Below are 18202 nucleotides of genomic sequence, written 5' to 3'. Positions count from 1 at the left end.
ACGACCAACACATTAAATAGCAAGTATGATTAATAAATAGTTTAACACAAGTTCAAGCCCCGGTAAACACCCGTTCGTGTTTTAGGGAAAAAACCTGCATACCATATTTTGTGTATTCCAATATGGTATGCAGGTTTTATTATTTTCCAATAAAGGGTGTATCAGATTCCATTATTTCTTGTAGATGCGTTTGTCCTTAATCTCAATCTTCCCTTCTTTCAGAAGGTGTCCCACAGCACGTTTAAAGGCATTCTTGCTGAGTCCGAATTCGCGTTTGATCACTTCTGGTGAGGCTTTGTCATCGAAGGGGAGGACGCCGGCGAATTCTTCGATTATGCTAAGGACGCTCTCGGCATCTTCGTTAATCTGGATGTAGGCTTTCTGACGGTCTGTGACGTTCATCTTGCCATCCTCTTTCACCTCGGAAACGCGAAGGTCGAGGACTTCGCCCGGGCGGTATTTGCCACTGGCTTCTCTGGCTGGGATCAGGGCGGAATATTTGTCATCAACAGCTACAAAAACACCGAAACGATCGCTGATCTCGTAGACACGGCCTTTTACGGAATCACCTGTTACATATGGGGTTCTGGTAGAAAGGTAATGGTATACCTTCATGGTGGCACAGAGGCGGCTGCTCTTGTCCACATAGAGAGCTACCAGACACTCCTGTCCTTCCCGCACACGGCTGGTCTGCTCATGGTATGGAAGGAGCAGATCTTTCTCTAAGCCCCAATCCAGGAAGGCACCGATCTTGGTTACCTGAAGGACTTTCAGAACTGCAGTCTGGCCAACCTGGAGAAGCGGTTCTCTGGTGGTTGCAATAAGACGGTCTCTGGAATCTTTGTAAATAAATACGTCCAAAGTATCGCCCTCTCTGGTTCCCTCCGGAACCTGTTTCGCAGGAAGAAGCACTCTGTCTTCCTGGCCTGCATTTTTATCTTCTGCAAGGTAAACACCGAAATCTACGGTCTTTGCCACAATAAGCTTCTGTTTTTTTCCTATTTCAATCATGGATTCTCCTTAATTCAATTACGGTTAAATATAAAATTTCTCAGTAGCTTCCCAATCTATTATCCAGTATAGCACACATTTACCGCCACTGTGAACATTAACTTATTGAAGTAAGGATAAAAAATGCAGAACCCCCATCTGCAAAGCGACTTTCCGGCTCACGCATTGCGGAAACGGCTCAGGAAATCTTTTGTCAGCGGGTCTTTCGGATTCTCAAACAGTTCCTTCGGCGGTCTGTCTTCTACGATAACGCCATTTGCCATGAAGATTACACGCTTGGAAACGTCACGGGCAAATGCCATCTCATGGGTGACGATGATCATAGTCAGGCCTTCGTGTGCAAGGTCTCTCATAACCTCCAGAACCTCGCCTACCATCTGGGGATCCAGCGCGGAGGTTGGCTCGTCGAAAAGAAGAATTTCCGGCTCCATGGCAAGGGCTCTTGCGATTGCCACACGCTGTTTCTGACCTCCGGAAAGCTGTTTGGGTTTGGCGTTGATGTACGGCGCCATACCTACTTTTTCCAGATAATACAAAGCTTTTTTCTCTGCCTCTTCTTTGCTCTTTTTCAAAACCTTTACCTGACCTACGGTGCAGTTTTTCAGAGCAGTCATGTTGTTAAAAAGGTTAAAATTCTGGAACACCATACCTACCTTTGAACGGTATTCCGGAACGTTCACGTTCTTACTGGTGATGTCAGTACCATGATAATTGATTTCTCCGGTGGATGGAGTTTCCAGCATATTCAGGCAGCGAAGAAGCGTGGATTTACCAGAACCGGACGGTCCGATAATGCAGGTCACATCTCCCGGGCTTACGGAAAAATCAATATCTCTCAGTACCTGATTGCTGCCAAATGCTTTTCCCAGATGTTTGACTTCAAGGATTTTTTCACTCATGATCATTTCTCCTCCTTCTTCTTAGGGTAGGAATACAGACCACTTGTGTGAGCCAGTGTATCCGTTGTTGCAAGGTCATAATTCTGCGGGCCTTCCATCTTGTGTTCCAGCAGGCGGAGCAGTCTGGAGCATACAAAAGTAAGGATAAAGTACATTACCATAGCGATGGTAAAGGATTCGAAGTAAGTGTAATAAGCTCCGGCTACGCCTTTTGTTGTGTAGAAAAGTTCTACAATTCCAATAATGGAAAGAACGCAGGTATCCTTGATATTGATGATCAGGTTGTTTCCAATCTGAGGCATGATATTGCGCAGTGCCTGTGGAAGAATTACGTTCATCATAGTCTGTACATGCGTCATTCCGATTGCTTTTGCAGCTTCTGTCTGACCTTCGTCAACAGAAAGGATTCCGCCTCGGACAGTTTCTGCCATGTAGGCTCCGGTATTGATAGATACTACGAAAAATGCCGCAAACCACATGGACATGTTGATATTAAACAGGTAAGCACTTCCGTAATAGATAAACATGGCCTGTACCATCATTGGGGTGCCGCGGAAAAATTCCACGTAGCATGCCATAATAAATTTGAAAAATCCAACCAGTGTCTTTTTAACGGCGGAGTCTCTTTTATCTACAGGAATTGTTTGAATAATTCCAACTATAAAGCCAATAAGGCACCCTAAAAAGGTGCCTACAATGGCTATGATCATTGTATTTCCGGCTCCTGACAAAAAGGAGGAGCCGTATTGCTGGAGCAGATACTGGATCCGGCCCCAGAAGGTTTCAGGAAGCATATTTTTCTCTCCTATCTCTCTCGACTTTATTTACAAAGACCGTCTGCGAAATATCCTGCAAAGTGAATCTTACAAAATGCAGGAATGATTTTTCAAACAGACTCAAATGCAGCGAAATCACTGTAACCCTTACTCTGACAGCGGCTGTACGGAAATTGCTTCGTCCATCATTTCTTTGTAATCATCCTCTGTCATTTTATCCAGTACGCTGTTCAGGGCATCCAGAAGCTCTGTATTGCCTTTCTGTACGGAAATACCAATGTTGATATCCTCATCTGATACCTCAAAATCTCCGTCTGTGCCAGAGAAATCAAGAAGTTTGAAATCCGGGTAAGCTACGCAGGCAGCCATTCCGGTAGGCATATCAGTTACAACAGCGTCACATTTTCCAGATTCCAGGGCAACCAGCATGGCAGGCGCACTTTCCTGTGCAGGAAGAATGTTTGCGACCTCAATCTGCGGCAGGCAGGAATCATACCAGATAGTGTTCTGCTGGGAAGTACAGGTAACGCCCTTCAGATCTGCCACACTTTTTGCATCTGCATAATCGCCGTCGCTTTTTACCAGGGTAATAATGGATGCATAGTAGTATGGCTCTGTGAAATCTACCATCTGCTGACGTTCGGATGTAATGGACTGACCTGCGATTACGCAGTCAACTTTTCCAGACTGGACAGCCGGTACCAGGGAATCCCAGTCCAGTTTCACGATTTCCAGATCGTATCCCAGCTCGTCACAGATTTTTTTCGCCATCATAACGTCGTAACCATATGCATAATCTGAGCTTCCAGAAATGGGAACGGCTCCGTTGGAATCATCTGGCTGTGTCCAGTTGTATGGTGCATAGCTGCACTCCATTGCTACCTTTAATGTTTTCTTCTCTTCTGCCTGTACCATTGTAAGTCCAAGTCCCGGCATTGCTGTCACGGTAACAGCTGCTGCCATAAGACCACTTGTCATTTTTCTCCATAAATAGCTCTTCTTCATGCTTCCGAATATACTTTCCGAATGCCTGCTGCGGCAGCTTCACCCGCTTCTATAGAACTCATGCTCCCTTTGAATGAATCAATTGCAATTACTACTTTCATGTTCTTTTCTCCCGTTTTTTCAAATACGATCTACCCTTCTATTTTTTCACTCCACAAATCCATTCCAATTGCAGAACTTCCTTCTTTTATCGTAATTTTATAATCAGAATCCACCTGAATATCATAGCCATATATGCTTTCTTTTCCCACTTCTGCGTCTTTTTGATCTGCATAATAGGAAAAACCTACACGGTAGATATCCGGATGCAGATCAATCTGAACATAACTATATCCCCGTATCCAGTCTTCTTCAAGATTTTTTTCATTGAGCAACAGCTGTGTTGCGTACTGTTCTGCCACATCCCCCTTGCTGGTTCCCATGGCATTTTCTATGGACCTGGCAGCAAAGCCATGTAAAGTCCACGCCGTTATCAAAATCTCCAGAACCACCACAACAGCAATAAGTACCGGGTTCTTTTTTTCCTTGCACATTCTCTTTACTGCAAATCCAAATGCGTATATCACAATCGCCAGATTCACCAGACATGTGATGAGACTTGCTTCCTGTCTATGTTGTTCCCAGAATCCGTCAGGAACCAGGAAAGAACATATTGTGAAAAATATGCCGGTCAGAGTGATTGTAAAAAATCCATAAATTCTTTTGCTTTCCTTATCTTCCCGATTCACCCACAGATAATATCCACTCACAGCAGCTCCCGCGCCAAGAAGCCCGGCAAATAACGCACCGCCAAGGTTTGCATGACCAGAGAATTTAAACACAGCCACAATGAGCAGAATTACCGGTATCGCAAGATAGCCTGCGATTTTATCCTGATGCTGTTGCTGTTTTCGTATTTCTTCCATTGATTGCATCATCTCAGTCACCTCTGCAGACGTGTATTTTTTCTCTGCTTTCTCTCTCTTTTCTGCCATCCCGTTTTTTTCTGCTGCTTCATTCATTTCTACTGTCCCATCTTTTTCTGCTGCCTCATCTTTTTTCACGTTAGCCCCTTCGGTTGTCTGCATTTCTGATCGCATCAGCTCCAAAAGTGATACATCCAGTGCCTCAGCCAATGGTTCCATTGTATTAATATCCGGAAATCCAAGTCCCCGCTCCCAACGGCTGACCGCCTTATCCGTCACTCCGACTTTTCCGGCAAGATCGGCCTGTGTCATATGATGCTCTTTTCTTCTTTCCGAAATAAATGCCCCAAACCTTTTTGCGTCCACTATATGATATCCTCCATAATTCTTTTGCGTTACTCTCTTATATACACTAAAATGTGGATTTTCGTCAATCGACGATTTGTTTACCTGGAAAAAAACGAAAAATTTTCTATAACTCTCTTGTATGTATTGACATTTTGATATCTAAATGATATCATATTTATATCTCGCAAAAGATAATTTTCATTATCAGGAGGATTGCTATGAAAGAAAAAGTTTTGGACAACAAGAAAAATGGTATGGGAATGATGGTGCTGTTTATTCTGCTCTATGCCGTGGCCGCAGCCGCTGTAATATTCGGCGCAGCCTTCGAACAGATTCCCCTTATGGTCATCGGTATCATCTGGGCTTCACTTGGATGGATCCCGTTCCTTGGCCTTAAAGTGCTGAAGCCGCAGGAAGCCCTTGTACTCACCTTATTCGGCAAATATGTGGGAACTTTAAAGAATGACGGTTTCTATTGGGTAAATCCTTTTTGTACAGCTGTAAACCCGGCTGCAAAGACGAGACTGAACCAGAGCGGTGACGTAGATGGAGGAAATGCCGCCAAATCCGTTCTCACACTGGCCACCGGAACTTCCGCTTCCACAAGCAGTACATATGTAAACAAAAAGATTTCCCTGAAGATCATGACCTTAAATAACAACCGTCAGAAGATCAACGACTGCCTGGGAAATCCGGTAGAAATCGGAATTGCCGTTATGTGGCGTGTAACAGATACTGCGAAAGCTGTTTTCAACGTAGATAACTATAAGGAATATCTTTCCTTGCAGTGTGACAGCGCGCTACGAAATATCGTGAGAATTTACCCTTATGACGTAGCACCCAATGTAGATACCACTGGGGATGGTGTAGCAGATGAGGGAAGTCTTCGCGGTTCCAGTGAAATCGTAGCCGGACGCATCCGTGATGAAATCCAGCAGAAAGTAGCAGATGCCGGTCTGGAAATTATTGAAGCCCGCATCACCTACCTTGCTTATGCACCTGAGATTGCAGCGGTTATGCTGCAGAGACAGCAGGCTTCCGCTATCATCGACGCAAGAAAGATGATCGTAGACGGTGCTGTTGGTATGGTAGAAATGGCATTAGAGCGATTGAATGAAAATAATGTGGTAGAACTTGACGAGGAGCGGAAGGCTGCCATGGTTTCCAATCTTCTCGTAGTGCTGTGCGGCAATCACGATGCCCAGCCGGTGGTTAATTCCGGCAGTCTGTACTAATGGCTGAAACCAGAGATACCCGGCCTAAGAAACAGATCCCGCTCAGGCTTTCTGCCAAGCTTTATGACCAGATTGCAGCCTGGGCGGAGGATGATTTCCGCTCCGTAAATGGGCAGATTGAGTATCTGCTCACAGAATGCGTCCGACAGCGTAAGAAGAATGGGAAATATGTTTCCGACACCATGGATGAGCCGCCGGAACTGGATATCTCATGATTTCCAACATGAAAAGCCCTTCTACTTGCCAAACCCACCATCGACAATTATAAAACAATACAAATTTTTTACATTTTAAACAAATCAGGGAGTACAGATGTTATAACAACAGTGCTGTACTCCCCGCTTTTATCTATTCGTGCACAGAGGGTAATGACTTTCTGAATGCTCTGAACACCAATTCTGTTTTGTATGGTATTTAACGCTTATAATTATAATTGTTAAGCTTATTTTCTTCGTTCTTTGTGTTAATTTATCTTTTGTATTTTAGTATTTCTATAATTCTATAAAATGATATATTACTTGCAATTTGCTTTCTCTATATGTATTTTTCTGTTTCGTTTTTCTATTTTGTTTTTCTATTACGTTTTTCTGATGCATTTTATATTTCATTTTTTCTGAGAGTATTTCTACAGCCATTCTTATGTATGGGTGGTTCTGTCAATTACATACACAGCCTCTGCTTTATCGCAGTGATGTCTTTCTCATGTTTGTTCACGTAAAATAAAAGTCTTTCCTGCGTTTCCCATTTCTTTTGTTGTTCTTCCAGCTTTTGTAAAAGATTGGAATGATTCTCTGCTACAACTTGAAGCTTCCAGTCTGTAGTGTTCTCCACATGAAGCCAGAGTTCTTTTACACTTCTTTGCAATTCTGATACTGATGCATCCAATTCACATACATGCTTGTCTACGCTGCGCAAGTTCGCTTCCAGATTCTCAAAGCGCCTCTTGGTTTCGCTTTCGAAGTTGTCAACGCGAGTTTCTAAGCTGTCGAAACGGCTTTCCAAATTATCGAAACGGCTTTCCAAATTCCCAATCCGTGTCTCAATGGGCACCAGCAATCCTGCAATCGCCTGTAGATCTTCTTTCGTCAACATTTCTTTCACCTCCCGTATATTTAAGATAAAAAAAGTATATCAGCAAAATAATGTAAAAACAATACTTGAAGTACATTTTGTTCTGTGCTATAATCACGCCACGCATGATTTGCAGCAACACATTTCAGAACAGGAAAAAAGTCCACTGTCTGGGAATCCCCAAGGCAACGGACTTTAAAGCTTCTACTCACCTAATCTATATTTTCTATTACTTTCATATTCTTACCAACTGTGGAAATTTCACCAACACCCCATCTTTTTATTCCCAAGGTGCCTTTACGACTTCCTTCGCTTCAAACAGGTGCTTCATCCAGTCACCGGCAAGCTGAATCCAGCTCTCACATTCTGCCTGGATTCCATAGCCATTGGGGCATGCTGTTTCTGCAGTGGCAAGTCCCAGACCATGACTGCCCACTGGATAAATATGCAATTCTGCCGGAATATCCAGAGCGTGAAGTGCCTGGAAAAACAGCAGGGAGTTCTCTACCGGTACAGTATCATCCGGTGCTGTATGCCACAGAAAAGTCGACGGGGTATCCTTCGTAACATTATATTCCAGGGACAGGAATCTGCGTTTCTCTTCATCTGCATAATCCTCTCCCAGAACGCTTTCAAAAGAACCCTTATGTGCTTTCTCGCCAGAAGTGATTACCGGATAGCTGAGCATAAGCCCATTGGGGCGAAACTTTTCGGAGTCCATGCCCAAAGCTTCTGCAACAAAGGGCTTGTTCCAGAATACACCAAGGCTTGCCGCCAGATGTCCACCAGCAGAAGAACCCTGGATTACGATCTTCTCTGTATCAATATGCCATTTTTCTGCATTTTCACGGAGCATTGCAACTGCTGTAGCCAGCTGAAGAAGCGCCTCCGGGAAACGTGCCGGAGCAACGCTGTAGCGCAAAATCGCAGCATGATAGCCCATTGCCATAAATCTGACGGCAAGAGCTTCTGCCTCTCTGTCAGAAGTCATCTGATAGCCGCCGCCAGGACAGATCAGCACAACCGGTCTTTTTCTCTCCGGATCGATTTCAGGTGAATTGTCCAGGAAATATGTAAATAAATTTGCTTTAAACTCAGAATCTTTTAATTGAATCTCTATTTTTTCGTGAATCATTTCGCGAACCTCCTGTTGTATATATTTCGTTCATTTTATAATGTCAGGAATAACCAGCTTATCCCCTAAAGCATGTTTGGAAAAAAGCTTTCTGTAAGACGTACGTCACAATTTTGGCGTGCAGTTTGCAATAATGCTTTTTCAAACAGGCTCTAATGCCATAATAATTTTCTTCCTATAAGAAATCAATACCTAAATAAAATTGACACCTGCTTTTTCAAACACGCTCTAGTTCCCCATCTTCTTCCTGTCATACATCTCCCTGAACTCCGTAGGCGTACAATTATTCATCAGCTTAAACATCCGAAGAAACGCCGACAGACTGGAAAACCCTGACTTAAATGCCACCTCCGTCACACTCACTCCCGGATCCTGCAGCAACGTTTTTGCAAATTCAATTCTCTTCTGATTCAAATACTTATAAAAAGTAGAATCTGTATACTGCTTAAACAACCTGGAAAAATGATACTTACTGAATCCTGCCTGGGAAGCCACTCCCTCCAGGCTCAAATCTTCCGCAAAATGATTGTTAATATAATCTGTAACCAGGATAAACTTCTCCACATATTCCTTCTGCCTGCTGTTTGCTCCGTTTTCTTTCTGCTGTCCCGCTACAGTATGTGCATTTACACGCTGTCTTCCAACGCATGTAAGAATCTCAAGGAATTTCGAAATAATCATAGTTTCCAGATAGGGAGACTCACCGAAATATTCCTCTTTGATTTCCAGCATAAGCGTTTTTACTTTTTCATAAATCTGCGGATACCCCTCCGGTGTAATCAAAGTAGCCGGGGTTATAATCATAGTAAGCAAGTTCAGCTCCTTGGTAGAAATATTGTTCAGACACGGCTGAAAAATAATCCGCTCTCCGCTTTCCGGAGCAAAAAGCTCATGAAGCATACACGGACCGATAATCAGCACATCCCCCTCACGCAGATTGTATTCCTTTCCACCGCACAGTGCCTTATAGCCATTTACGATTGGCATAAGTACCTCGAAGGAGGTATGCCAGTGCGGTGGGTAATTCTCGTATTCATCATTATAATAGAGACAAACCTGCTCATCCTCCCGGAAATCTACTGTTTCATGTATTCCACTAAGCTTATGTATCATTTCCCCATGCTCCTTCCCTGTATATTCTTATTATAATGCTCCTGAGTTTCACCCTTTTACCAGAGCATGTTTGAATTTTCCCAACATATATCATTTTCCGACGGTCAGTATCAAATATTGTCATTTAGTTCTCAAATATTGCGTTTTTCAATATGTTTGTATTGTATCAAATGTTTCTTTTTTTATCAATATATAGCCAAATTTATATTTTAAATCTAAATAAGTATCGTTTATCTTTGTATATATTGCATAATTTTCTATGTTTTAAATTATATACTTTGACATGTACTTGTTTTTGTACAATTTTAGATAGCAATAATTGATAGTAAACAAACAAGAATTAGAAAGAAAACCCAGGCAATCTCTGCTATAGTAAGAATTACCAAATACGAGATCTAAATTTTTAAAAGGAGGTTCAATATGAACAAGAAACGAGCACTTTCAATATTAATGGCTGCAGCAATGGCAGCTGGAACACTGGTTACATCTGTACCGGTTTATGCTGATGATGTTGAAGAAATCACATGGATGTTCTGGGATGACCTGGAAGCTACGGAAGATCTTATTTCCAAAGGTTACAAAGAAGTCATTGATCGTTTCAACGAAGAGTACGATGGCAAATATCACGTAACTCCGATCACCACCAACCTGGAAGAGTACGATGGCAAGCTGAACGCACTGATCGCAGCCGGACAGACACCGGATGTTTACATCTGCAACCCTGGTCCAAACATGGACGTATATGTAAATGCAGGTGCAGCAGCTGACCTTACCGATATCCTTGAGAATCAGGAAGCTGACTGGTACGCATCCTTTACAGATGGTATTTTCGAAAGAATGACTTATGACGGAAAGATCATGGCAGTTCCTACCAACTTCGCAGCAGCCTGCGTTTACTATAACACCGAGATGTTCGCAGATGCTGGCGTAGAAGTTCCTACCACATACGACGAACTGATCGCTGCATGCCAGAAGCTTCAGGATGCCGGCTACACACCAATCTCCTGCTCCGCTGGTACCGCATGGTGCTTATCCATGATCGCCGGTTATCTGTGTGACCGTCAGGGCGTTGACCTTGCAGCTATCGCAGACCATACCGCTAACTGGACCGATGAGAACTGCATTGAAGCAGGCACCAAGTTAAAAGACCTTTCCCAGTATTTCCAGGCTACAGCAGCCGGAGATTCCAATGACCAGGCTACAGCAGCTTTCTATAACGGCGAAGCAGCTATGCTGGTTCAGGGTTCCTGGGCAATCGCACAGATCAACGGCAACAATCCAGACTTCGAGTCCAAATGTGGTGTCTTCCAGTTCCCTGGAATCGACGGTGCTAACGACCCGAACCGTATGATTGTTAAAACTGATAACCTTCTGATGAGCTCCACAACAGAGCATCAGGACGCAGCTATCGCTCTTATGAAGATGTTCACAGACGAAACAGCTCAGAAATACACAGCAGAAGTCGGCGGCAAGTTCCCAATCATCAAAGACCTTGATATCGACTATGACAAAGCTCCTGCACAGCTGAAATACGTTCAGGATATCATGGCAAAGGCAACTGGTACATTCGGATTCTACAATGAGTCCCTTGCATCTGTAGAAGCTGGTGACTGCTTCGATAACGCAATGGTTGATATCTTCCTTGGCAACCAGACACCTGAAGAAGCATTCCAGACCGTACAGACATTCTATGAGGAGAACGTTTGGGAATAAATCCTCCCTTATAAAAATAAGTTATAAACCCAGGCACATGGCTGCCGCGGAACGGACTAAGGCATGTTCCGCGGCAGTCTTTTTACTAAAAAGGTTATCGCCAGTCAGCGAGCCCACCAAAATCAATACGATACTCATGCAGACAACGGCTTATTCTTTGCTATCATTCGGTTTTCTTTAGTAGTAAAACCGCACACATTTGACGGAAGGAGATATTATGGATAAAATTCTGCGCGACAAAAAAGCCATTTTCGTATTTATCGCCCCGGCGCTGATCATGTTCCTTCTGGTCCTGATCATCCCGACGATACAAATGGTTTACTACTCACTCTGCGATTACGCAGCACTTACACCCCCTGAATTTGTGGGATTAAAAAACTATAAGAAACTGTTTTTCGGTGACGCCACATTCCGTATTGCCCTGAAAAACTCCATCTTTTTCATGATCTTTTCAGCAGTCACACAGCAGATCTTCGGTCTTTTACTTGCTGTTATGCTCACCAACATCCCGAAAGGCCGCAACATTTTCAAGAACATTTATTATCTTCCATGCGTACTTTCCTCAGCAGCACTTGGACTTCTCTGGTCTTTCCTTTTCAATCCGAGAATCGGTATCAACAATCTTCTTGCCAAATTCGGCATTGAAGGACCTCTGTGGCTGATGGACTCTACCGGATTTATTGTACTTCCCATGTGGGTTATCGCATTTGTTGCCCTGTGGCAGTACCTTGGTCAGAACATGATGCTTTATATGGCACAGATCACCGGAATTTCCCGTGACATTTATGAAGCTTCCTATATAGACGGTGCGTCAAAGGTAAAAGCATTCCGCTACATTACCCTTCCGCTGATCAAACCAATGATGATTACTTCCCTTTCCCTGAACTGTATTGGTTCCCTGAAATTCTTCGACCTGGTTTACAACATGACCCAGGGTGGTCCGAACCACAGAACAGAAGTCCTTGCAACTGAGCTTTACGCAGAAGGTTTCAACTATTTCAAATATGGCTACGCCAGCGCCATTTCCGTGGTGCTCCTGGTGCTCTGCCTGCTGGTAACTCTTCTGGTAAAGAAAGTCATCAAAGTCGAAACTTACGAGTCATAAGGAGGTGGGAAAATGAGCAACGTAAAAGTAAAAGCTACAAAAAAGCCGGTAAAACCGGTAATCGTAGTGGTTTATATCCTGCTGGTGATCCTGGCAGTTGTTTATCTGGCACCACTTCTGTGGATGTTATCCGTATCTTTGAAAGATAACGCTGGCGTTATGTCAGCACCATTTTCCCTGCCGGATGTGTTCCATTTCGAAAACTATCAGCAGGCCTGGCAGATGGGAAAACTTGGTACTGCGCTGGTAAACTCTGTTCTGGTCTGCGGTGTCACGCTGATCGTCAGCCTGTTCTTCGGCGCTATGGCCGCTTTCGCCATCGCCAGAATGCGCTGGAAATTATCAGAATTTATGCACACCTTCTTCCTCATCGGAATGATGGTTCCAGTACATTGTGTTCTGATTCCTCTTTTTGTAAGATTTGCAAAGCTTGGCCTTACCAATTCACAGGGCGGACTAATGATTCCTTACATCACTTTTTCCCTGCCAATGACCATTTTCCTGCTTACCGGATTTTTCCGTTCCATGCCAGGAGAAATGTTCGAGGCTGCTGCCATTGACGGCTGCGGAATCTACGGATGCTTTTTCCGGATCGCACTGCCACTTTGCAGAACCGGTTTCTTCGTATCCGGTCTGATGACCTTCATCAACAACTGGAACGAGCTGCTTCTTGCCATGGTATTTATCTCTGATCCTATGAAAAAGACACTGCCGGTTACACTGACCTATTTCGTTGGTCCTTACGCAACCAACTATGTGCAGATGTTTGCTGCGATCATTATCGCAATCGCACCTACCGTTGTTGTTTACTCACTGTTCAGTAACCAGATCGTAGAAGGTCTTACCACAGGTGCAGTAAAAGGATGATATGCAGCCCGAAAACTCACACTCGCTTTACAACGTAACCTGCTATTTGTGGGTCACAAACCTTATATGGCTCAATGTTTTACAGTCACCATGAATTCGCAACAAGGAGAAACATTATGGATAGAAAAAAGGCTAGAAAAAAAGCGACCGAACTGGTCAGCCAGATGACCTTAGAGGAAAAAGCAAGTCAGCTACGCTATGACGCACCTGCAATCAAGCGGCTTGGCATCCCCGCCTACAACTGGTGGAATGAAGCGCTCCACGGAGTTGCCCGCGCCGGACAGGCCACAATTTTCCCGCAGGCAATTGGACTTGGCGCCACTTTTGACACCGAACTTCTGGGACAAATTGCAGATACCATTGCTACCGAAGGTCGTGCCAAATACAATGCATATTCCCAGGAAGAAGACCGTGACATTTACAAAGGTCTTACCTTCTGGTCGCCAAACGTAAATATTTTCCGTGATCCAAGATGGGGACGGGGACATGAAACTTACGGTGAAGATCCTTACCTTACGAAAGAGTTGGGAGTCTCTTTTGTAAAAGGGCTCCAGGGCGATGGCAAAGTTATGAAAGCCGCTGCCTGCGCCAAGCACTTTGCAGTCCATTCCGGTCCGGAGGCCATCCGCCATGAATTTGACGCAATCGCAACTCCGAAGGATATGGAAGAAACTTACCTCCCAGCATTTGAAGCTTTAACCAGAGAAGCGGACGTGGAAGGCTTCATGGGTGCCTACAATCGCACCAACGGAGAGCCCTGCTGCGGAAGTCCTTCCCTTCAGAAAATACTTCGCGGCGACTGGGGCTTCCAGGGATATTTCGTTTCCGACTGCTGGGCCATCAAGGATTTCCACGAGCATCATATGGTAACCAGCACCCCGGCAGAGTCGGCTGCATTAGCACTGAACAATGGCTGCGATCTGAACTGCGGAAACACTTATCTTCACATTTTGAAAGCTTATGAAAAAGGACTGATCTCCGAGGATACCATCACGGAATCCGCCATCCGCCTTTTCACTACCAGATATCTGCTGGGATTATTTGAAGAAACGGAATACGACAAAATTCCTTATTCTGAGGTGGAGTCACCTGCCCATCTGGCACTTTCCCAAAAAGCTGCTGAAGAAAGCTTTGTACTTCTGAAAAACAATGGGATCCTGCCTTTGAACAAAGAGAAGATCAAAACAGTTGGAATCGTTGGACCAAATGCAGACAGCCGTAAGGCTCTGGTAGGCAATTATCACGGTACAGCTTCCCGCTACTGCACGATCCAGGAAGGTATTCAGGATTACCTTGGAGATGATGTACGTGTGCTTGCCTCTGTAGGATGTGACCTTTTCCGCGACCGCACCGAGCATCTTGCTTTTACTCAGGACAGACTTGCGGAAGCGAAAATCATTGCAGAAAACAGCGATATCGTAATTCTCTGCGTGGGGCTTGATGAAACACTGGAAGGTGAAGAAGGAGATACCGGAAACAGCTATGCTTCCGGTGACAAAGAGACCTTGCAGCTTCCACAGGTTCAGCTGGATCTGATGGAAGCCATGGCTGAATCCGGCAAACCGGTTGTTCTTTGCTTGATGGCAGGAAGTGACATTGATCTTTCTTATGCAGAAGAACATTTTGATGCAGTGATGGTTCTGTGGTACCCAGGTGCTGAAGGTGGAAAAGCCGCCGCAAGAGTACTGTTCGGAGATGTCTCCCCATCCGGCAAATTACCAGTGACCTTCTACAATACCCTGGAAGAGCTTCCGGATTTTACAGATTATGCCATGAAGGGACGTACTTACCGCTATATGGAGAATAAGGCGCAGTTCCCATTTGGATATGGATTGACTTATGGAAAGGTAGTAGTGACAGATGCAGTTGTCAGTGAAAACAGCGCAGCCGACACAAATGGTACAAGTGTTTCCGGCAAGGCAGGTTTCGAAAGCGGCACTAATACCACAGCAGCACCAGTTACAATCCAGGCCACTGTCACCAACCAGGGCGCAATTGATACCCGGGATGTGGTTCAGCTTTACATAAAGAATGCAGATTCTTCTCTGGCCGTTCCAAACCCGGAGCTTGCTGCTTTCACTCCTGTTTTCCTGAAAGCAGGCGAAACAAAAACCGTCACACTTTCCATTGCTCCAAAAGCCTTCACCGTAGTAGATGAAACTGGAGCAAGAACAGAGGACGGCAGCCACTTCCATATTTACGTTGGCTGTACACAGCCGGACAAGAGAAGTATGGAACTTGCAGGTGTGAAACCAGTGGAAATTGAATATAGTAAATAATCTTTATAAGGCGAACGACTATCTTAGTCGTTCGTCTTATATTTTTCCTCCTTTAAAAGCATCGAATATTAAGTAACCGCCATTCATACCTATCTCAAGGTACAAACAGCGGTCACGCAATTCATCTCAGTTTTCACTCAATATTTTCCTGTCCATAATAAGCATTTGCACCATGTTTTCTATAGTAATGCTTATCCTGAAGCTCCTGCGGAGCAGGTTTCACATTCGGATTGATCAGCTCACAGCGGGAAGCCATCTTGGCAACCTCTTCCAGAACTACTGCATTATGCACTGCCTCGTGCGCATCCTTGCCCCATGTGAAAGGACCATGATTCTTGCAAAGAACAGCCGGAACAGCCTCATAATCTCTCTTCTTGAAATAGTCGGCAATGAGAATACCAGTATTCTTCTCATAAGCTTCCGCAATCTCACTCTTATCCAGATTACGGACGCATGGAACCTCACCGTAAATATAATCAGCATGAGTGGTTCCATAGCATGGAATTGCGCGGCCGGCCTGTGCCCAGCTGGTAGCCCAGGAGGAATGCGTATGTACGATTCCACCGATCTTCGGGAAAGCATTGTACAGAACTACATGAGTCGGAGTATCAGATGATGGGTTATATTTACCTTCTACTTTATTACCTTCCAGGTCTACAACTACCATATCTTCCGGTGTCAGTTTCTCATATTCCACACCACTTGGCTTGATTACGAAAAGACCTTTTTCACGATCAATTCCACTTACATTTCCCCAGGTAAAAGTAACCAGGCCGTATTTCGGCAGGTCCATATTTGCTTTGTAAACTTCTTCTTTTAATTTTTCAAGCATAGCTGTATCCTCCTTTTTATACATGCAAATATCTTATATTTTTCATAAAAACTTGTATCTTATAGTTTTCATAACATTTCATCACTCATAAAGCGGAATCTCATAGCCCCAGGATTTCCTGATTCCATCCATAATCTCCATCACACGCACAGTCTCATCATGAGGCATTTCCGGGCATTCCTTTTCGCCCTGTGCGATTGCTCTGGCGCAGGCCTCAACCTCATACTCATAGCCTGTGATCTGTGCCGGAGGCAAATAAGCTGCAACCTCCTTATGCTCCTTGTCAAACACTGTGATTTTCTCCGGATTATTAATATTCTGCACCTGAATATAACCTTTGGTTCCAAAAATACTTCCCATTCTGTCAGAAATTTCACGGGCACCACACTGCAAGGTAGCCATGCGGTCGCCTTCAAATACCATAGCAATCGTATCCAGCATATCCACACCTTCACGGAAAATAGCAGTTGCCTGTACATCCTTCAACTTATCCCCAAGAACCATGCTTGCGAAATTAATGGTATAAACACCAACATCCAGAAGCGCACCGCCTGCCAGCTCCGGCTTACGGATACGTTCCACCTCACTGATGGCATAGTTCAGATTGGCTGTAACAGCTGTCACCTCACCGATCACACCGCTTGAAATAATATCATCGATCATCTTTCCGGATGGCATATATCTGGTCCAGATTGCCTCTGTGATCAGCAGGTTTTTCTCTTTCGCCAGGGCAAAAAGCTTTCTTGCCTGGTCTGCATTTACAGTAAACGCCTTTTCACAAAGCACATTTTTTCCTGCCTCCAGGCACATCTTTGCATGAAGATAATGATGGGAATGAGGGGTTGCAATATAAACCAGATCCACCTGCGGGTCTGCAAGCATTTCCTCATAAGAGCCATAAGCCTTGGAAAAACCGTATTTCTCGGCAAAAGCCTGCGCCCGTTCAAAGCTTCTGGCTGCCACTGCGTAATTCTCCACATCCTTCATTCCAGCTACCGTTTTCGCCATCTGAACTGCAATTCCTCCAGCTCCAAGTATTCCAATTTTCATTTATGTAAACCGCCTTTCTAATAAAATCTCCTGCTTCGCTGTTCTCAGCTGACTTTCCCGTATGGAGATGTCGCTAAAGCGATACGGTTATTTCGCTCACATGATATTCATATAGTCTTATCTCATGCAGACATAAACTCTACAATCGCATAAGGTTCGCCATTTTCCGCGGAAAGCGCAACCGTAACCTTTCCCGCTTCCAGCTTCACTGCCGGATAAAAAACGTCTCCAAGCAGTGCCTGCTTCTTATATTCTGCCCTCATCTGGCGGATTTCAAAGCCTTCTGGCAGATAGTCTGCCCCCATGCGGATATACTGGCAATTATTAACATGGTGATGGGTGTCCAGATGATGTTTCTGTATTGCAAAAGGCTCCTGGGCTTCCATCCCTTCCGGAAGGGCAATCTTACGGGGCGCATAATCCATCTCCAGCTTTTCATCCAGTTCGTATCCTCTGGTGTCTTCGTCTGTAAGTCTGGCCGGCAGACCGGTCTCTGTATCAATATTGGTCCAGATACTGTTTGCATAGGATAAAAGCTCTCCATCTTCTGTTTTCAGAGTGAAGTTACGCATTCCAAGAAAGCCTTTGAAGCCATATGGCGCCGTTGATGCCACAACCGTCTCTCCCAATCCCGGATATCGGTTCACCACAATCTGCCAGGATGACAATACCCAGGCTCTCTGGCGTTCCTCCAGCGCCTCCATTCCCTGCCCTATATTCTCAGATTGAAAGGTGCAGCAATCCTGATAATAATTCTGAATTCCAGGAAGAGTCAGGCAACCATCTTCGCCTATTTCACTGTATCTGACACGGCCTTTAAAACTGTAACTCATGTTATGTCAATCTCCATTCTAGAGC

At 44.5% G+C, this 18202-nt stretch carries 17 protein-coding genes and 1 pseudogene; 6 read left to right on the top strand and 12 right to left on the bottom strand.

The window, feature by feature from the left end; all coding sequences use genetic code 11:
• Window positions 1-171: 171 nt before the first annotated feature.
• From PGQ38_RS12300 to PGQ38_RS12275, 6 genes and pseudogenes are all read right to left on the bottom strand, one after another.
• Window positions 172-1011 (bottom strand): CvfB family protein, encoded by an 840-nt coding sequence (locus PGQ38_RS12300; RefSeq protein WP_173716974.1) that lies wholly within the window; start codon window positions 1009-1011, stop codon window positions 172-174.
• A 158-nt stretch (window positions 1012-1169) separates the two neighbouring features.
• Window positions 1170-1910 carry an amino acid ABC transporter ATP-binding protein gene (locus PGQ38_RS12295; protein ID WP_330382720.1) on the bottom strand — a complete coding sequence of 247 codons (741 nt, stop codon included), beginning with the start codon at window positions 1908-1910 and terminating at the stop codon, window positions 1170-1172.
• A gap of 2 nt (window positions 1911-1912) precedes the next feature.
• Window positions 1913-2704, bottom strand: a complete 792-nt coding sequence (locus PGQ38_RS12290; protein ID WP_195408907.1) for an amino acid ABC transporter permease — start codon at window positions 2702-2704, stop codon at window positions 1913-1915.
• A gap of 129 nt (window positions 2705-2833) precedes the next feature.
• A complete protein-coding gene (locus PGQ38_RS12285; RefSeq protein WP_416386755.1) occupies window positions 2834-3622 on the bottom strand; it encodes a transporter substrate-binding domain-containing protein in 789 nt (262 codons plus the stop codon).
• Between the two features lie 68 nt (window positions 3623-3690).
• A pseudogene (locus tag PGQ38_RS12280) lies at window positions 3691-3792 on the bottom strand (glycerate kinase); the annotation flags it as partial.
• 30 nt (window positions 3793-3822) lie between these two features.
• Window positions 3823-4962: a helix-turn-helix domain-containing protein gene (locus PGQ38_RS12275; RefSeq protein WP_173736157.1), complete on the bottom strand. Its 1140-nt coding sequence runs from the start codon at window positions 4960-4962 to the stop codon at window positions 3823-3825.
• 200 nt (window positions 4963-5162) lie between these two features.
• Between PGQ38_RS12275 and PGQ38_RS12270 the strand changes: the two genes are divergently transcribed.
• Complete coding sequence (locus PGQ38_RS12270; protein ID WP_173719186.1) at window positions 5163-6179, top strand: SPFH domain-containing protein; 1017 nt, start codon at window positions 5163-5165, stop codon at window positions 6177-6179.
• Complete coding sequence (locus PGQ38_RS12265; RefSeq protein WP_270431944.1) at window positions 6179-6394, top strand: type II toxin-antitoxin system antitoxin; 216 nt, start codon at window positions 6179-6181, stop codon at window positions 6392-6394. The genes PGQ38_RS12270 and PGQ38_RS12265 overlap by 1 nt, the downstream gene beginning before the upstream one ends.
• Window positions 6395-6839: 445 nt before the next feature.
• Here PGQ38_RS12265 and PGQ38_RS12260 read toward each other — a convergent pair whose 3' ends face one another.
• From PGQ38_RS12260 to PGQ38_RS12250, 3 genes are all read right to left on the bottom strand, one after another.
• A complete protein-coding gene (locus PGQ38_RS12260) occupies window positions 6840-7271 on the bottom strand; it encodes a hypothetical protein (protein ID WP_270431941.1) in 432 nt (143 codons plus the stop codon).
• A gap of 259 nt (window positions 7272-7530) precedes the next feature.
• Window positions 7531-8385: an alpha/beta hydrolase gene (locus tag PGQ38_RS12255; RefSeq protein WP_270431938.1), complete on the bottom strand. Its 855-nt coding sequence runs from the start codon at window positions 8383-8385 to the stop codon at window positions 7531-7533.
• A 228-nt stretch (window positions 8386-8613) separates the two neighbouring features.
• Complete coding sequence (locus PGQ38_RS12250) at window positions 8614-9498, bottom strand: AraC family transcriptional regulator (RefSeq protein WP_173719190.1); 885 nt, start codon at window positions 9496-9498, stop codon at window positions 8614-8616.
• A 420-nt stretch (window positions 9499-9918) separates the two neighbouring features.
• Here PGQ38_RS12250 and PGQ38_RS12245 point away from each other — a divergent pair, with 420 nt between their 5' ends.
• The 4 genes from PGQ38_RS12245 (at window position 9919) to PGQ38_RS12230 (ending at window position 15462) form a co-directional block, all read left to right on the top strand.
• Window positions 9919-11211, top strand: a complete 1293-nt coding sequence (locus tag PGQ38_RS12245) for an ABC transporter substrate-binding protein (protein ID WP_118583550.1) — start codon at window positions 9919-9921, stop codon at window positions 11209-11211.
• 217 nt (window positions 11212-11428) lie between these two features.
• Window positions 11429-12316, top strand: coding sequence for a carbohydrate ABC transporter permease (locus PGQ38_RS12240; RefSeq protein WP_118583552.1), 888 nt, complete (start codon window positions 11429-11431; stop codon window positions 12314-12316).
• Window positions 12317-12328: 12 nt separating this feature from the next.
• Window positions 12329-13183, top strand: a complete 855-nt coding sequence (locus PGQ38_RS12235) for a carbohydrate ABC transporter permease (RefSeq protein ID WP_173719191.1) — start codon at window positions 12329-12331, stop codon at window positions 13181-13183.
• Between the two features lie 116 nt (window positions 13184-13299).
• Window positions 13300-15462, top strand: coding sequence for a glycoside hydrolase family 3 C-terminal domain-containing protein (locus PGQ38_RS12230; RefSeq protein ID WP_173719192.1), 2163 nt, complete (start codon window positions 13300-13302; stop codon window positions 15460-15462).
• Between the two features lie 133 nt (window positions 15463-15595).
• On the opposite strand, the gene PGQ38_RS12225 is transcribed toward PGQ38_RS12230, so the two are convergent.
• The 3 genes from PGQ38_RS12225 to PGQ38_RS12215 all read right to left on the bottom strand — a co-directional run bounded on the left by PGQ38_RS12225 (window position 15596) and on the right by PGQ38_RS12215 (window position 18177).
• Window positions 15596-16294, bottom strand: coding sequence for an L-ribulose-5-phosphate 4-epimerase (locus PGQ38_RS12225; RefSeq protein WP_118583558.1), 699 nt, complete (start codon window positions 16292-16294; stop codon window positions 15596-15598).
• A gap of 81 nt (window positions 16295-16375) precedes the next feature.
• Complete coding sequence (locus PGQ38_RS12220) at window positions 16376-17344, bottom strand: Gfo/Idh/MocA family protein (RefSeq protein WP_270431934.1); 969 nt, start codon at window positions 17342-17344, stop codon at window positions 16376-16378.
• A 122-nt stretch (window positions 17345-17466) separates the two neighbouring features.
• Window positions 17467-18177, bottom strand: coding sequence for an acyl-[acyl-carrier-protein] thioesterase (locus PGQ38_RS12215; RefSeq protein ID WP_118583562.1), 711 nt, complete (start codon window positions 18175-18177; stop codon window positions 17467-17469).
• Window positions 18178-18202 lie beyond the last annotated feature (25 nt).

Source organism: Blautia faecis, assembly GCF_027662325.1.
GTDB classification, from domain to species: domain Bacteria; phylum Bacillota; class Clostridia; order Lachnospirales; family Lachnospiraceae; genus Blautia_A; species Blautia_A faecis.
Note: the sequence above shows the minus strand (reverse complement) of the source record. Positions and strands in the feature narration are given on the sequence as shown.

Bases quoted from the DNA above. Each gene is read 5' to 3' on its own strand.
- PGQ38_RS12230 (WP_173719192.1), top strand. From the start codon at position 13,300: ATGGATAGAAAAAAGGCTAGAAAAAAAGCGACCGAACTGGTCAGCCAG.
- PGQ38_RS12265 (WP_270431944.1), top strand. From the start codon at position 6,179: ATGGCTGAAACCAGAGATACCCGGCCTAAGAAACAGATCCCGCTCAGG.
- PGQ38_RS12260 (WP_270431941.1), bottom strand. From the start codon at position 7,271: ATGTTGACGAAAGAAGATCTACAGGCGATTGCAGGATTGCTGGTGCCC.
- PGQ38_RS12300 (WP_173716974.1), bottom strand. From the start codon at position 1,011: ATGATTGAAATAGGAAAAAAACAGAAGCTTATTGTGGCAAAGACCGTA.
- PGQ38_RS12290 (WP_195408907.1), bottom strand. From the start codon at position 2,704: ATGCTTCCTGAAACCTTCTGGGGCCGGATCCAGTATCTGCTCCAGCAA.
- PGQ38_RS12295 (WP_330382720.1), bottom strand. From the start codon at position 1,910: ATGAGTGAAAAAATCCTTGAAGTCAAACATCTGGGAAAAGCATTTGGC.
- PGQ38_RS12270 (WP_173719186.1), top strand. From the start codon at position 5,163: ATGAAAGAAAAAGTTTTGGACAACAAGAAAAATGGTATGGGAATGATG.
- PGQ38_RS12285 (WP_416386755.1), bottom strand. From the start codon at position 3,622: ATGCCGGGACTTGGACTTACAATGGTACAGGCAGAAGAGAAGAAAACA.
- PGQ38_RS12245 (WP_118583550.1), top strand. From the start codon at position 9,919: ATGAACAAGAAACGAGCACTTTCAATATTAATGGCTGCAGCAATGGCA.
- PGQ38_RS12235 (WP_173719191.1), top strand. From the start codon at position 12,329: ATGAGCAACGTAAAAGTAAAAGCTACAAAAAAGCCGGTAAAACCGGTA.
- PGQ38_RS12255 (WP_270431938.1), bottom strand. From the start codon at position 8,385: ATGATTCACGAAAAAATAGAGATTCAATTAAAAGATTCTGAGTTTAAA.
- PGQ38_RS12250 (WP_173719190.1), bottom strand. From the start codon at position 9,498: ATGATACATAAGCTTAGTGGAATACATGAAACAGTAGATTTCCGGGAG.
- PGQ38_RS12220 (WP_270431934.1), bottom strand. From the start codon at position 17,344: ATGAAAATTGGAATACTTGGAGCTGGAGGAATTGCAGTTCAGATGGCG.
- PGQ38_RS12215 (WP_118583562.1), bottom strand. From the start codon at position 18,177: ATGAGTTACAGTTTTAAAGGCCGTGTCAGATACAGTGAAATAGGCGAA.
- PGQ38_RS12225 (WP_118583558.1), bottom strand. From the start codon at position 16,294: ATGCTTGAAAAATTAAAAGAAGAAGTTTACAAAGCAAATATGGACCTG.
- PGQ38_RS12240 (WP_118583552.1), top strand. From the start codon at position 11,429: ATGGATAAAATTCTGCGCGACAAAAAAGCCATTTTCGTATTTATCGCC.